General features: G+C 42.6%; 15 protein-coding genes. 9 read left to right on the top strand and 6 right to left on the bottom strand.

Annotated features, from left to right (window positions below):
- Nucleotides 1–34 precede the first annotated feature (34 nt).
- Nucleotides 35–1006 (bottom strand): YegS/Rv2252/BmrU family lipid kinase, encoded by a 972-nt coding sequence (locus tag FBB35_RS29480; RefSeq protein WP_174712587.1) that lies wholly within the window; start codon nt 1004–1006, stop codon nt 35–37.
- A 192-nt stretch (nt 1007–1198) separates the two neighbouring features.
- Between FBB35_RS29480 and FBB35_RS29475 the strand changes: the two genes are divergently transcribed.
- From FBB35_RS29475 to glgA, 3 genes are all read left to right on the top strand, one after another.
- On the top strand, nt 1199–1624 hold the full coding sequence (locus FBB35_RS29475) for a lysozyme inhibitor LprI family protein (RefSeq protein ID WP_174712586.1): 426 nt from the start codon (nt 1199–1201) through the stop codon (nt 1622–1624).
- A gap of 370 nt (nt 1625–1994) precedes the next feature.
- A complete protein-coding gene (gene hemC / locus FBB35_RS29470; RefSeq protein WP_174712585.1) occupies nt 1995–2966 on the top strand; it encodes a hydroxymethylbilane synthase in 972 nt (323 codons plus the stop codon).
- 135 nt (nt 2967–3101) lie between these two features.
- Entirely contained in the window at nt 3102–4550 is a 1449-nt protein-coding gene (glgA, locus tag FBB35_RS29465) for a glycogen synthase GlgA (RefSeq protein ID WP_174713821.1), read from the top strand.
- 290 nt (nt 4551–4840) lie between these two features.
- Here glgA and FBB35_RS29460 read toward each other — a convergent pair whose 3' ends face one another.
- The gene (locus tag FBB35_RS29460; RefSeq protein WP_174712584.1) at nt 4841–6121 is read right to left on the bottom strand and encodes a HEAT repeat domain-containing protein; all 1281 of its coding nucleotides are present in this window, start codon (nt 6119–6121) and stop codon (nt 4841–4843) included.
- 205 nt (nt 6122–6326) lie between these two features.
- On the opposite strand from FBB35_RS29460, the gene FBB35_RS29455 reads away from it, so the two are divergent.
- The 3 genes from FBB35_RS29455 to FBB35_RS29445 all read left to right on the top strand — a co-directional run bounded on the left by FBB35_RS29455 (nt 6327) and on the right by FBB35_RS29445 (nt 8676).
- Nucleotides 6327–7127 carry a DUF1838 family protein gene (locus tag FBB35_RS29455; RefSeq protein WP_174712583.1) on the top strand — a complete coding sequence of 267 codons (801 nt, stop codon included), beginning with the start codon at nt 6327–6329 and terminating at the stop codon, nt 7125–7127.
- Between the two features lie 372 nt (nt 7128–7499).
- On the top strand, nt 7500–7739 hold the full coding sequence (locus FBB35_RS29450) for a hypothetical protein (protein WP_174712582.1): 240 nt from the start codon (nt 7500–7502) through the stop codon (nt 7737–7739).
- A 31-nt stretch (nt 7740–7770) separates the two neighbouring features.
- On the top strand, nt 7771–8676 hold the full coding sequence (locus FBB35_RS29445; protein WP_174712581.1) for a HEAT repeat domain-containing protein: 906 nt from the start codon (nt 7771–7773) through the stop codon (nt 8674–8676).
- 47 nt (nt 8677–8723) lie between these two features.
- Here FBB35_RS29445 and FBB35_RS29440 read toward each other — a convergent pair whose 3' ends face one another.
- From FBB35_RS29440 to FBB35_RS29425, 4 genes are all read right to left on the bottom strand, one after another.
- Nucleotides 8724–9332 (bottom strand): HEAT repeat domain-containing protein, encoded by a 609-nt coding sequence (locus tag FBB35_RS29440; protein WP_174712580.1) that lies wholly within the window; start codon nt 9330–9332, stop codon nt 8724–8726.
- A 205-nt stretch (nt 9333–9537) separates the two neighbouring features.
- Nucleotides 9538–10032, bottom strand: a complete 495-nt coding sequence (locus tag FBB35_RS29435; protein WP_174712579.1) for a bleomycin hydrolase — start codon at nt 10030–10032, stop codon at nt 9538–9540.
- Nucleotides 10033–10118: 86 nt separating this feature from the next.
- The gene (locus FBB35_RS29430) at nt 10119–10676 is read right to left on the bottom strand and encodes a bleomycin hydrolase (RefSeq protein ID WP_012410162.1); all 558 of its coding nucleotides are present in this window, start codon (nt 10674–10676) and stop codon (nt 10119–10121) included.
- A gap of 410 nt (nt 10677–11086) precedes the next feature.
- Nucleotides 11087–11254 carry an NblA/ycf18 family protein gene (locus FBB35_RS29425; protein ID WP_114081198.1) on the bottom strand — a complete coding sequence of 56 codons (168 nt, stop codon included), beginning with the start codon at nt 11252–11254 and terminating at the stop codon, nt 11087–11089.
- 302 nt (nt 11255–11556) lie between these two features.
- On the opposite strand from FBB35_RS29425, the gene FBB35_RS29420 reads away from it, so the two are divergent.
- The 3 genes from FBB35_RS29420 (at nt 11557) to FBB35_RS29410 (ending at nt 13931) form a co-directional block, all read left to right on the top strand.
- Nucleotides 11557–12174, top strand: coding sequence for a phycobiliprotein lyase (locus FBB35_RS29420; RefSeq protein ID WP_174713820.1), 618 nt, complete (start codon nt 11557–11559; stop codon nt 12172–12174).
- Nucleotides 12171–12716, top strand: a complete 546-nt coding sequence (locus FBB35_RS29415) for a hypothetical protein (RefSeq protein WP_174712578.1) — start codon at nt 12171–12173, stop codon at nt 12714–12716. The genes FBB35_RS29420 and FBB35_RS29415 overlap by 4 nt, the downstream gene beginning before the upstream one ends.
- 447 nt (nt 12717–13163) lie before the next feature.
- Complete coding sequence (locus FBB35_RS29410; RefSeq protein ID WP_174712577.1) at nt 13164–13931, top strand: phycobilisome rod-core linker polypeptide; 768 nt, start codon at nt 13164–13166, stop codon at nt 13929–13931.
- The last annotated feature ends 382 nt before the right edge of the window (nt 13932–14313 follow it).

Raw genomic sequence — 14313 nt, 5'->3', positions numbered from 1 at the left:
CTTCTTCATGCCCAATTCCCAATTCCCCATACCCTTACTCTTCTACCGTATCTTTCATCTCAATAGTCAAATTAGGGAGTCCTTCTAGTTTTTCGGTAGGCTCAACTTCTTCTACTAATGGCACAAAAATCTTCAACCCACCTGGTATACACTTAATTTCTACTGGTGTTGTGCCGACTATTTCACCATCTAGAACAACCTTTTGCGGTGGCTCAGTTGTAATTTTAAATTGTTTGGCTCGCAGAAAGCCAATATCATCCCGTTCTACGGCGTTACCTGTAGAAGCCGTTTGAAATAGATGGAATGTTGCAGCGATCGCTCCCGCCTTATTAACTGGAGCGACAATTGTTAAATCTAGCAACCCATCATCATAAATCAGACCTGCTGGCCCCTGAGCTAAGACTGAAGTCGGAGGTGCGGCATTTGCAACTGTTACTGCACTGGCGCTAGTTTTAATGATCCTGTCTTCTGTTTCAATTTCAACATCAAAGTTTTTTAAGTTTCTCAGTTGCTGAATTCCAGCGAAAACGTAGGCCATCATTCCAAAGCGATTCTTGGCATCTCGGTCTGCCAATTCTACAGTTTCAGCTTCAAAGCCAATACCTGCCAAGAGTACCATTGGGCGATCGTTGCAATAGGCTACGTCTACATGACGGGTTCCCCCCTGCAAAATTGTTTTACATGCACCTGCGATCGTATCAGGAATTCCTAGAGCTGTAGCAAAAGCGTTTGCTGTTCCTCTGGAAATGATGCCAAATGCAATATCAGTACCCACTACAGCCGCCGCCGCCGCGGAGAGAGTCCCATCTCCCCCCGAAGCAATGATTGTATCTACCCCTCGCTCTACAGCTGCATAAGCTAGTTGATCGGCATCAATTTCTTCAGTTGTGAGATGAATATCTAGATCAATATCTGGTTCTAATATTGCTCGAATTTCTGCCAGTTCTATATCTGGGTCTCCTTGACCCGCAACTGGATTAAAAATAAGACAGGCGGAACGATTCATAAAATATAAAAGCTAAACTTTAGATCACTAAAATACCAAATTCTTTCTAGCATTCTTGTGAAATTTTACCTTCCTTCTGACGGCTAGTTTATCTTTTGTAACAAGTTTATAAGTCTTCGGCGTTGAAACATATCAATGCTGCACATTTTGGTATCTTTTGTCTATACTTGCCAAAACAATAAAATTTTTGTCATGCGTCAATTATTACTAGTTTTGGCAAGTATGCTAACTCTTAGCAGTTTAGATAATACCCCTTCAATGACAATGGCAGGCACAACGCCTGATTTGCCCCAGATTCGCCTAGTTCAAACATTTAACTGTAATAATCCTCAAACTCAAGCAGCAATTAATGAATGCGCGAAATCATCTTATCAGAATGCAGATAAAAAATTGAACCGAGCTTATCAACAATTGCTACCTACCTTAGAAAAATCTAGGAAACAGAAATTGATTGCTGCACAACTTGCATGGGTAAAGTTTCGAGATACCAATTGTGAGTTTGAAAGAAGTAAATATGAGGGAGGGAGTATTGCCCCTAGCATTTATGCTGGGTGTCTAGAAAATCTCACAAAACTGCGTACCCAAGAATTACAGCAATATCTTAAATCTGACCCTTAAGTACTCTAAATAGAGTATTTCACAAATTGGTAGCGAAAAAAACTGAAATCTCTGCGAGCCTCAGTGCTACTCTGCGTTGAAAAATAGCATTCCTGGTACTGCATTACGGATTGGTAGCGGTGAAAAAGTGTGTGGACTTACGCCAGGATCATATTAACATCACCAGTGAAGTAGGAATAGGTACAACTTGTGCGATCGCTCTCCCACTAAAAGATAAGTCTAATTAGTATTGTCCGAGATTCCTCAAACCAGCTTTTGGTAAAGAATTGTAATCCAAAATCCAAAATCTAAAACCCAAAATTCGCATGAGTCCCTGACTACGGTAGTCTAGATGAGAGTGAATTTATCGCCTTGTTTGATATATTGTTTTATGACTTCAGTTGTTTCTAGTCCCCCACGCACTATTCGGATCGGTTCACGCAAAAGCCAACTTGCTCTAGTTCAAACCTATTGGGTACAAGAGCAACTCCAAAAAAGCTTTCCTGATATCACTTTTGAAGTCCACACCATGTCTACCCAAGGCGACAAAATCCTTGATGTAGCATTAGCTAAGATTGGCGATAAAGGACTTTTTACTAAAGAACTTGAAGTTGGAATGCTCAATCAAGAGATTGACTTTGCGGTTCATTCCCTCAAGGATTTGCCGACTAACTTACCAGAAGGATTGACACTGGCAGCAATTACTGAACGGGAAAATCCGGCCGATGCCTTAGTTGTGCATGAAAAGCACAAAGATAAACAAATCGATACTTTACCCGAAGGTGCAGTAATTGGGACATCTTCACTGCGGCGGTTAGCACAGTTGCGCCACCACTTCCCCCACTTTACTTTTAAAGATGTGCGGGGAAACTTGATTACACGATTGGCAAAACTGGATGCAGGCGAATACGATGCCTTAATTTTGGCAGCCGCAGGATTAGAAAGATTGGAAATGAGCGATCGCGTTCATCAAATTATCCCCAAAGAAATCTCCCTCCACGCCGTTGGACAAGGTGCATTAGGGATAGAATGCCGTGCTGATGATAGTGAATTGCTAACTTTACTCAAAGCAATCGAACATCCTGCAACACGCGATCGCTGTCTTGCCGAACGCTCTTTTCTATGCTCTTTAGAAGGCGGATGTCAAGTACCCATCGGTGTAAATACAGAAGTATCTGGTGAAAATTTGACTTTAACAGGCATAGTTGCCAGTGTAGATGGTCAAAAAATCGTCAAAGATACCGTCACTGGAATTGCCAACAATGCCGAAGCACTAGGCAAAGAACTAGCAGAATTATTACGGCAACAGGGAGCTACAGAAATTTTATCAGAAATTTTTGCGGTAATTCAGCGCGGTTCCTAAGCAATTGGGTAAGCCGATGTGATTAGATAAGAATTGATCGCCGTTTTACCAAAGACGCGAAAAATTGCGTTGGTCGCGTGCGATCAAAGAGTGAATTGGACAATTCTAGACAGAACCGGGGAAGCAAAAATTACCATGCGGATTCTATTTGTTGCAGCAGAAGCAGCACCCATTGCAAAAGTAGGAGGAATGGGTGATGTTGTTGGGGCATTACCCAAATTTCTGAGAGAAATGGGGCATGATGTGCGGATATTCTTGCCTTACTATGGCTTCCTGCCAGACAAAATGGAAATTCCCCAAGAACCCATCTGGTGGGGAGATGCCATGTTCCAGCACTTTGCAGTGTACGAAAGTGTTCTACCTGGTACTGATGTTCCTTTGTACTTATTTGGACATCCATCCTTTATGCCGCGCCGCATCTATTCTGGAGATGATGAAGATTGGCGGTTCACATTATTTTCCAATGGTGCAGCCGAGTTTGCCTGGAATTACTGGAAACCGGACATTATCCACTGTCACGACTGGCATACGGGGATGATTCCCGTGTGGATGCACCAAGATCCTGATATCACCACAGTATTTACTATTCATAACCTGGCTTATCAAGGGCCGTGGCGTTGGTATTTAGAGAAAATTACTTGGTGTCCCTGGTATATGCAAGGACACAACGTAATGGCTGCGGCGGTACAATTTGCCAATAAAGTAAATACAGTTTCGCCTACTTATGCAGAACAAATCAAGACAGCAACTTATGGTGAAACATTAGAAGGTTTGCTGTCTTTTATTAGCGGTAAATTATCTGGGATTATTAACGGGATTGATATTGAAGTTTATAATCCCGAAAATGACAAATATATTGAGCAAACCTTTACTGCTGATACTTTAGAAAGACGTAAAGCTAATAAAATTGCTTTGCAACAAGAAGTAGGATTAGAAGTTAACTCCAAAGCCTTTTTTATTGGGATTGTAACCCGATTAGTGGAACAAAAAGGCATTGATTTGATATTACAAATCCTTGATCGCTTCCTCTCTTATACAGATGCACAGCTTGTTTTGCTGGGGACAGGCGATCGCTACTATGAAACTCAGATGTGGGAATTAGCATCCCGCTTTCCCGGACGCATGGCAACTTACTTACTGTATAACGATGCCCTGTCTCGCCGCATTTACGCTGGTACTGACGCTTTCTTAATGCCTAGTCGTTTTGAACCATGCGGTATTAGTCAAATGATGTCTTTACGCTACGGTTCTGTCCCTATTGTGCGCCGCACAGGTGGATTAGTTGACACCGTAAGCCATTACGACCCTGAGAATGCCGCAGGCACTGGTTATTGCTTTGACCGCTATGAACCCCTAGACCTTTTCACTTGTATGATCCGGGCTTGGGAAGGCTTCCGTTTCAAACCGCAATGGCAAGAACTACAAAAACGGGGTATGAGTGAAGATTTTAGTTGGCATCAATCTGCTAAAGAGTACGTGAAATTGTACAGGTCGATTTACGGTTTGCCAGAAGAAGAGGAAAAAGAAAAGACACCAGAACCAGAGTTAGTCTTAAACGAAACAGTTAAGAGTAAAACCACTTAAACCCAGGGAATGGAATTCGCAGATACACAGAGAAAGTCCACAGAGGTGGGCTAATAGAAAATTAACAATAGGCTTAAGTTTATTGTTTTTAACCCGCGCAAGCGGGTTTTGTCTGTGTAGACGCGGTTTCTAACCGCCCTTTTAACTCCTAACTATTAAATTAAGCTAATCGTCCTTTAAATTGCACTATTTTCATAGTAATAAAAGCTGCAAACCCTCTCCCTTGCTCCCTGCCCCACTTCGGCTACGCTCAGTGACCACCTGCCCCCCTGCGGTCTCAATGTGCAATCTTATTTGCTTAACAGCTTACTTGTTGCTTTCGCCCTAATTAACCAGTCACCATCATTAGCGCAAATTTCCCGACCAGAGGAATCTCCTAAGCGGTCTAACGCTAATAAACAAGCGTATTTCAAATCCCAAATTGGGGTATTGAGGCAAATTTTGATTTCAGGAATTGCTCGTGAATCGCCCAATTCACCAAGAGCGATCGCACATGCCGCACGAGATTTCTGAAACTGTGGTTCGCGGTTGTGCAGATTTTCTATTAATAAATCGTAGGCGGGAGCATATTTTAGCCAACCGAAAAGTTTCATTACATGATAATGAGCGCCATAATCGTTATATGCTTTGTCTAAATAAGTTGTTAAAAGTGCTTGGGGTGCTTCTTGGGGATAGATATCTAGTAAGGTTTTGGTCGCTAAATAGCAACGTCCAAAATCGGTTTCGTAGAGTTCGTTGATCACAAAATCTAATACAGGGGTTGCATCATACTCATGTACTAAATCAAGGTCGTTGGGACGATCGTAAAGTACTTGTTCTAAGTAAGGTTGAATTTCTGTAAAGGTAATTTCACCACTAGGAACGCCTGCATCCAAAAGCATTCGCAAACCTCGCAACCGAAACACCAGAGATACAGGACAACGAGCAATTTCTGGGATGGCTTTGTAGTAGCGTGCATCAATCAAGTCTTGAATGCAACCGCGCCGTGCATTGACGCTGGAACTTTGCAGCAGCGTCATCACCTCAGTTATTTGGGAGTAATCACCGGTCAAACGACAAACTGTAGCGATCGCAGCACTACGGGTAGGTTCATCTTCCGCTTTAGTAAATTTATTTACACGTTCTAAAGACGGCTGATAATCAGCATTAGCTAACATGTGAATAATGACTCGATATATTTGACCTGGTTTATCGAGCAATTGTGCTACTTCTTCGAGAATTTCTGGATCTTTAGTCCCGATTTCCCCGATCGCCCACACGGTATTTTCGACAGTATAAATATCATCATCTTTAAGACATTGCCGAATTACAGGTAAAGCTGATTCCGCCTGCAATCGCCCTAAACTTTCCACAGCCTTGCGTCGGACAATGCGATGATCTAACTCATCAGGGTTACTGGTTTCAATCGCTCGTACCAAAGCCGCGATCGATTGCTCTGTGGGATAGTTAATTAAATGGGAAACAGCAATATACTTATCAGAAGCATCTTCGAGTTGTTCTAATGGTGTATCGATAATTGCGATCGCTTGATCTTCTGTTAGCCCAAACATTTTAAAAAAACGTTTATCCATTGATCTGTAAATGGCTCTTGGATAATTGCTCAGAGGTGATGTTTACTATCGTACTAGGAATTGAGCATTGAACATTAGATGACCAAAATAGTTAAGTCGAAGTTTACATCAAAATAAAATCTGCTTACTGTCTATTAAGTGAGAATTGTAATGTCTGACGGCTACTTTGCATCTACGCAGCCATTTGAGGATGATAAAAATAGATATGAATGATTATTTAGAAGACTACGAATTTAATAACCTCGATTTTTACAGAAAAAATCATGGGTTACAGCTTTATTACAACTGGTCTGGGGAGATTTCGTGGCAAGAAACACCAGATAAGCCAAAAGAAAAATTGTTCTCTATTATTGGGATGAATGCTACCAAAGTATTTCTCAAACCCGATCCTGAACACGGCGAAGTTGGGTATCGCATCAATAGAGAATTGGGTTTATTTTGCGATCCTGATACACAAGAAATTCTGCACTTTTGGAAGTCACCAACAGCGAGTCAGCCAGTACCAGTAGTTCACATCGCTAATCGTATTGTCCAAGGTTCAGTCAAACCAAAGAAATTTATCATACCTAAAGGCAAGGGATATATTACCTCGGTTATGGAAATTCCTTTAGAATATCCACATCCGTTAGCAGGAGATAGTAAATATTCAGATTATTGCCCTGGAGAAAAATTTAAGGGAGTTGAGTACTTTATCTCAAATACTTGCCGACCCGATGCCACTGAAGTCCCTCCTGCTAAATGGGCGAGAGACTGTCCTTGGATGCCCTGGATGAAGTTAGGATATGCTCATCCAGCTAAATTAAGATTTGAAACAACAATATTTAGAGTAGATTCTTTTGAGCAGCTTCATCCCAGCTTGGTCACGTTAGTAAGAGAAAAAGTACCAATTTATGAGTTCACGCCGACAGAAAGTGATGAACCGAATATCACGAGCATTCAATACTTTAAGAAAAACTTTGAATCTTACTTACAAGGAAATATTTTCCCACTAGAGGAAACATCTTAAAATAATTGGGAATTGGGAATTGGGAATTGGTAACTAATTTTGAAGATTTCTATCAAAAAGCTTTACCAGTGGTAACGCGATCTGAGAAGATCGGAATATATAGGACTCCTACTTGATTTTTGAACAGAACTCAGTATAGCTTTATTCCTTCTTTCCTCTTCCCCATTCCTTTTTCCCTCTCTTTACGAGTGATTCAAGAATCAAATCGGATTCCTATATGTATGTGTCAGCTATTAGTTAGTTGCCTCTTGCCAATAGTTCAATTTTATGCATCTGCTAAGTGCCGATCTTTAGCAAGTAACCAAATACAAACGATAATCGAACACTGACTACACATAATTTATATAAACACGCATTTAGGAAACAAAAGTTATGGATGAAACCTCAGAATTCACAACAACCGATAACATAACCCCTCAAGATGTCGCCGAAGTGATTGCAGAACTTGAGCTATATCGGGAACGTCTAGTTCAAGAAACTACAGAAACAGCAAAACGGGCTAAGTTGATGAGAGTAAATGTTATGGCACAACTGGAGCCTGAGCTTGCCAAGATTGATTCTGCACTTCAAGAACTCCGTAATCAGCAAGCTGCCCTGAGCGCCAGCAACTAGTAATCATCTTGATAATTTAGCTATAAGTCACATGCTAGACTCCAAAATTCAATCCGGGGAGGATTCGTTAAATCTGTCCCAGGCAAAAACTGATGCAATACTAGCAGCAGTCAATGAGCAATTAGGCTTAAACTCCTTCAACCCTGATGACCAACAGCTACTCAAGCAGATGATTGAGAGTATGGGAGACTCACGGGGGATGATTCGGTTGAGTTTTGCAGAGGCGTTGGGTAAAGTCGGGAAACCGGCAACCCCTTTGTTGATGGAAGCTGTAGCAAATCACCCAAACCCAGTTGTCCGCAGAGCCAGCGCTAAAACCCTGACACTGATTGCCGATCCGATCGCAGTTCCCACTTTGGTTAATGCCCTCTTAAATGATGAAGATACGGTGGTTAAAACCTCGGCGGTGGGGGGGCTTGCCAAAATTGGTGAGGCAGCTGTACCAGCATTGCTGCAAATCTTAGCATCAACCGAGTATCCAGAAAGTGCCAAAGGTCATGCAGTATGGGCGCTGGGATTTATTGGGGCAGAGGCGAAGGAGCATTTATATCGAGAAATTAACTCAGACTCGGCTGATGTTCGGGCTGCGGTGGTGGGTGCGATCGCTAAAATTGCTGAAGAAGGCACTGAAGAGGGAGCATTTCACATTCTAGTGAACGCTCTCACCGATTCGTCTCTAATGGTGCGGTGTGAAGCGGCATCTGCTTTGGGCAGTCTGGCTTATCAACCAGCGATTCCTAATTTGGTGGAGTTACTGCATCATCCCGATTGGGAGACTCGAAAAGCGGCGGCTCTGGCATTGATGAAAATTGGCGATCGCACTGCTTTAGAACCCCTACAAGCCGCATTAACCAAAGAAGAGGAAGTAGGAGTTCAGGCGGTGATTGAATTGGCGATTTCTCAAATTGAGAGACAGTTAGAGGAAGATGCTTGGTAATAAACCCTATTGCAATTGATAAAGGTAGTTGCATAAAAGTGCGATCGCTACCTTCCTTTATAATTAATCACTTGATCTAATCGGGGCAAAGCACTCACTGCTGATTCACGAACATACGGATCGGCAGATTCATCATTAGTTAATGCTGTCAACACTTCCACTCCCCGCATATCACCCATCGAACCCAGTGCATTAACAACCGCTACAGCCAGGGCAACATTATCTATTGTTTTCAGAGCCTCAGTCAAAATCTCAAAGGCAGGAGAACCAATTTCACCTAGCGCCATTACTGATGCAATATAGACAACGGCATTTTGATCGTTGAGTGCTGTTTTCAATCCCTCTAAGCCTTCAACCGGGAAAGGAACATCGGGATGGTTAGCAGCAACCTGTGCCAGAGCCTTAGCACAACTACCCCTAATGGTTGCATTCTCGCTATTTACTAATGAATCTACCAATGATGGGACAGCATCTGTACCAATAGCACCCAGTGCCTTAACAGCAGCACGACGGTAAGTCACATCTTCTTCATCCAAAATACCCATCAGGCGAGAAATAGTATTTTCATCACGAACATCAGCCAATTCCCACATGGCTCGTTCCCGCAGATTAGGGTTGGGGTGTTTCAACTGTTCAAATAGAGAATCTATGGTCATAAAAGAAAATTTCCCTGTTTAAATCCCCCAGGTTCAATCATTAATTACGAATTACGTTAGCGACGTAGGAGGGTCATTACGAATTAGTAACAACTGAGGGACTCTTGGCCAGTCACTCAACCAGATACAGGCAAAGCAACAGACTAAGAGTCCCTGAGTTTTAGAGTATGACGATCGCTCGTCTACGTCTAGTCAATCCCTATTACTATGAAAGGGAGTTGATTACGTAGTCGAGAAGAGCGCGGAACTCACCTAATGCTTGAGGAGACAAGTCACGAGGAGAACAAGCGCGATCGCGAGTGTAGGTCAATGCGGTAACGTAGGGAGCAGTAGGCAGACCCAAAGAGCGATAAACTTCACGAGCGCCTGCAATACCCCATTCGTCTAGAGGGCCAGTACCGCCCACAACTAAGCTGTAGTTAATCAAGCGTAGGTAGTGTTTGATGTCGCGGAGGCACTTGTCTTTCTTAACTTGAGTGTCGCCAGCTTCACCTTCTTGGGTCAGGTAAGGATACTTCTTGAAGGCAGCATCATAAGCTTCTCTAGCTACGTTATCGATACCAGCAGCTAGCTTTTCAGCAGCTTCTAGACGAGCGCTAGCACGTTGAATGCTACCTTGAACTGATTCTAGATCGGAGGTGGTTGGAAAACGACCTGCTGCATCAGCAGATCCAATAACCGTAGTGATAACTGATTTCATTGCTTTTTATACTCCAGATTTGATGTGATCGGGTTTTGTATTTCAGTTGGCTTGACTAATAGGCTTAAGACGTTAGCGATTAGCAATTAGCTCAGAGCAGAAATAACGCGATCGAAGTAGCTAGCAGCTTCAGCAGCTAGAGCAGAGCAGTCGCCTTGAGGAGTGTCAATCTTGCGGAACTTCTTGCCAGCGTTAGCTTCAGTATTGGTGTTGGTGATGTGAGCGACGCTGATAGCCTTCAGGATTTGGAAAGCGCGAACTGAAGATCCAGTAGGTACGCCCAAAGCTGTGTAGGTTTCTTTCAGACCGTTCAAAGCGCGATCGTCTAATACGGAAGAATCACCAGCCAATAGTGCATAAGTTACATAGCGCAGAACGATTTCAGCATCACGTAAGCAAGCAGCCATCCGGCGAGTGGGGTATAAATTACCACCAGCTTGAAGCAAACCTGTGTTTTCACAAGCAATCCCAGCGATCGCATCCGAAACTGCACAGCTAGCATTGCTGGCGATCGCATTCACAGCATCAAGGCGCTTGTTGCCTTCAGCAATGAAAGACTTAAGGGCTGCTAAGTCAGCACCACCGATAGGAGCGGTTTTGGCATCAGCCGCAATTACAGCTCTGGAAAAAGCATCAAGAACCATGAGTTCTCCTTAATATTCACAAATGGCGGATATTATTTTTGGCCTGTTCTCGATCAGATTAACTGTGAGTAGCCAAACAAAAACATAGGGGATCGATAGCGCCCTAGTCTTTACTATGAGAGACAAAGTAATAATCTGTAATATTTATCTTGGGTATGGGGAATGGGGAATTGGGAATGAAGAAGAGACAAGGTAGACAAGGGAGAGGGGGGAGACAAGGGAGAGACTTATTCTATAATTTCCCCTCATCCTCCTTGTCCCCCTTGTCCCTTTGTCCCCCTGCTCCCTGCCCCTCTGTCCCCCTCCCCCCTGTCTCTTCGCAATGCTCAAAAAAATTAAGACCTACGCATTTTAATGGAACTCTGCCAATGCGTAAGTCTTAAGAAAAGGATATTCTTTTTTCTACTCGATCAAGCTTGTTTTAGGAGATGTTTGACCAAATTATCTTTTACCATCATCTGCCGTAAAACTTCTAACAAAAACTCCTGAGCTTCTTGTTGACTCAAATTCTTTACTTGGTCTTTCAAGTTCTGTAAGCGAAACTGTTGCTCTAAGGTTAGTTCGACTGGAAAATCCATCATTCACTCCTCTGATTGACTGAATCGAAGGTATTTGTTTTTACTGCTAGTGTGAAGACGATCGCTTTCTACTAGTTTAGCACTAAGATATTAAAATGTCTACATTGTCAAGCTATAAACAATCAGACTTATAAAAGTTTACAATTATGTAACGACATCTCCATCTCACTCTGTGTTGAGAGTTTGTTGAAGCCGATCGCTAATGGTTGTAATGTTTAGAATGTTTATATACCAATAACTGTAAAAAGAAAAAACGCGTATAACATCATCCGCAGGAGTCATAAGTAGGAGTCAGAAGATTGATAGACGCAATGGAATTTTTTCAGCTAAGTGCTGGTAAGTGGCGATCGCAACGGGCAACTCATCACCTAGCGTTCAAGCGCTCAGAGACGGGAGAATCGGATATACAGGTAGAAACTCTGGAAGCGAATCATCCAGAAATCATTGAACTGTGCAAGTATCATGAAATTGACCCCAGCCTATCAGTAGGAGGGTCACGTGTGCGTTGGCTAGGCACAATGGCTTGGGATAGAGAAAATGAAGAGAACCATCAGGGAAAAACTATATTTGCGATCGTGCCTGATGAGGATAACCCTAGGGCTGGTAAATTACTGCGCGAAAGAGGCTATGCCGAAATTGTGCCTGTAGTCGGTCTTTTTCACATGGACGATGAAGACGGACTAGTGTTGACAACCGAATACGAAACAATGAGTTCCATTGAGAGGTTCTGGTTTGCCAGCCCAAATATGCGACTGCGAACCAGTACAGTAAAACGGTTTGGTGGCTTCAGTACGGCATCGTTTTGTACTGAAAGCCGCATCGAAAGTTCTGTTGAGGTTTCCGGCACAGAACAGGCAACAGAAAGACTTGGGCAGGATATTCTAGAAAAAAAACAGTTCCATTCAGTTCTGGGTTGGTGAATTATCTCAAGCAAAGTGATGCTTTTACTCGTGGGCAAGATTATCTGCATCGGGTGCAGAGACTTGCCCTAGAGCCGGGGATGGTGGATGTGTTCGATAACCTGCGCGATCGCATCCCCATTTGCACTTGGATTGGCGAAAATATTAATACCGTTAACGCTCAGATCAACGCTTACTTAGAAGTTTGTCATGAGTGTTTTCATCCACAAGAGCGTCGCCACATCCAAATTTTTGCAGTCCCCATAGCTCAATCTTTTGGTATAGACGGGCTGTGCAATATTCTCACAAATCCAATTACTATTTTGGTAGATGTCGGGCGAGTTGCACCTAAAGACTGGTTTGGTGTAGTCGTCCACGAATACGCCCATGCCCATCTAGGAGACTTTGGTCACAATCAGCAGTTTGCTAACATTCTATCTCATCTGTGTTTAGGACTGGGATTACAACCACCCGACTGGGAAGAAGGAATGGAAGCAACTTTACGTAGCTGGCCTTACTGTAAGTCAACCATAGATCCCCTGGAATTTTGGATAGGTCGTTGAGGAGGCAGGGGGCAAGGGGAAAGAGGGCAGGGGGAGCAGGGGAGGCACGGGAAAAAAAACTATTAATTATTGTCTAATGCCCAATGCCCAATGCCCAATGCCCAATGCCCAATGCCCAATTCCCAATCCTTCATTAATTTCTTTTGCTGAATGTTAAATTTTATTGCTTCAGTTAAAAAAAGTGAAACTCAATCTTCTAATCTGAAATATGTGAATAAAATTTTTTAGTCATTTACAGTAACTATTAAGCTGGAAGTTGCACTACTTTTTTTATTGATTAGCTATGGGTTGAATCCAGTGTGCTAATCGTTTTTCATACCCAATACTTAAAATCACCCTTAGTTAAGTTTCGTGAAATTTTATCAGAATCTGAGGTTCTGATACAACTACTCCCTTAATATGTGATTTAAAGTTGTTAACTTTAATTAAGAACATGGAGGCTTTAGAATGGCAATTCCTCTGTTAGAGTATGAACCTTCAAGTCAAAACCAGCGTGTCGCTGGATATGAAGTACCGGGTGATGAACAGCCCAGGATTTTTACTACAGACAACATCCTGTCTCCATCAGATTTAGGCGATCTGATCGAAGCAGCATATCGTCAACTTTTCTTTTATGCTTTTGCTGCCGATCGGGAAACATATTTAGAGTCCCAACTCCGTAATGGACAAATTACAGTACGAGACTTTGTTCGTGGATTAGTGCTTTCTAATACCTTTAAGAAAAGCTTTTACGACCTCAACAATAATTATCGCTTTGTTGAGCAAGTAATTCAGCGCGTTCTAGGACGCGACCCATACAACGAGCGCGAAAAAATCGCCTGGTCAATTGTGGTCGCTACCAAGGGTATTGTAGGCTTTGTTGATGAAGTTCTCAACACTGAAGAGTACCTGAGCAATTTTGGATATTCCACAGTGCCCTATCAGCGCCGTCGGATATTGCCATCTCAATCTGCTGGTGAGTTGCCATTTAACATCAAGTCTCCGCGATACGAAGATTACCACCGTGCTAAATTGGGTTTCCCCCAAATCATTTGGCAGGTCGAAGTACGCAGATTCCTTCCACAAGAGCAAAAGCCAAAAGCTGGCGATCCGGCTCTATTCTTGAATATGGCACAAAGTGTCAATGCAAGTGGCAATACACCACAAAGAATCTCGTCATTCAACATTGATATCGAAAAGTCTGTACCTTATCGCCAGTTAGCTGGAATTAAGTAACAATTTTTGGTCTGCGGTTGTCTAGTACATCGCTTTGATCTTTTTATAGCGTGCATAAGTCTTGGGTTATGTAGGAGTTTCATTTAGGTATAACTAGTGAAACAGACTCTATCCCATGTCTAATGCACGCTAATCGCTTGTTTAGATGCACGGTTTAGAAGTTATTTGAAAAGTATTTCACTGTGACTTTAGATGCTTTGCCTAACTTCCTTGCCTAGTCGTAGCTTAGTAGATTTAAAAGTAGGTAAATTTCAATTTGAGTAAAATCAAATAGCACCAAGGGTTTCTCATGCTGTGGCTGAGTGGAGAAAATGGCTAAGGATCGTATAGAAATTAGAAGGAAGAGATACTTCAAGCTCAGTTCACAAATTGCTCAGTTGGA

This window comes from Nostoc sp. TCL240-02 (assembly GCF_013343235.1).
Classification (GTDB): Bacteria; Cyanobacteriota; Cyanobacteriia; order Cyanobacteriales; family Nostocaceae; genus Nostoc.
The sequence above is the reverse complement of the archived record's forward strand: the minus strand, read 5'-3'. Positions and strand labels throughout refer to the sequence as shown.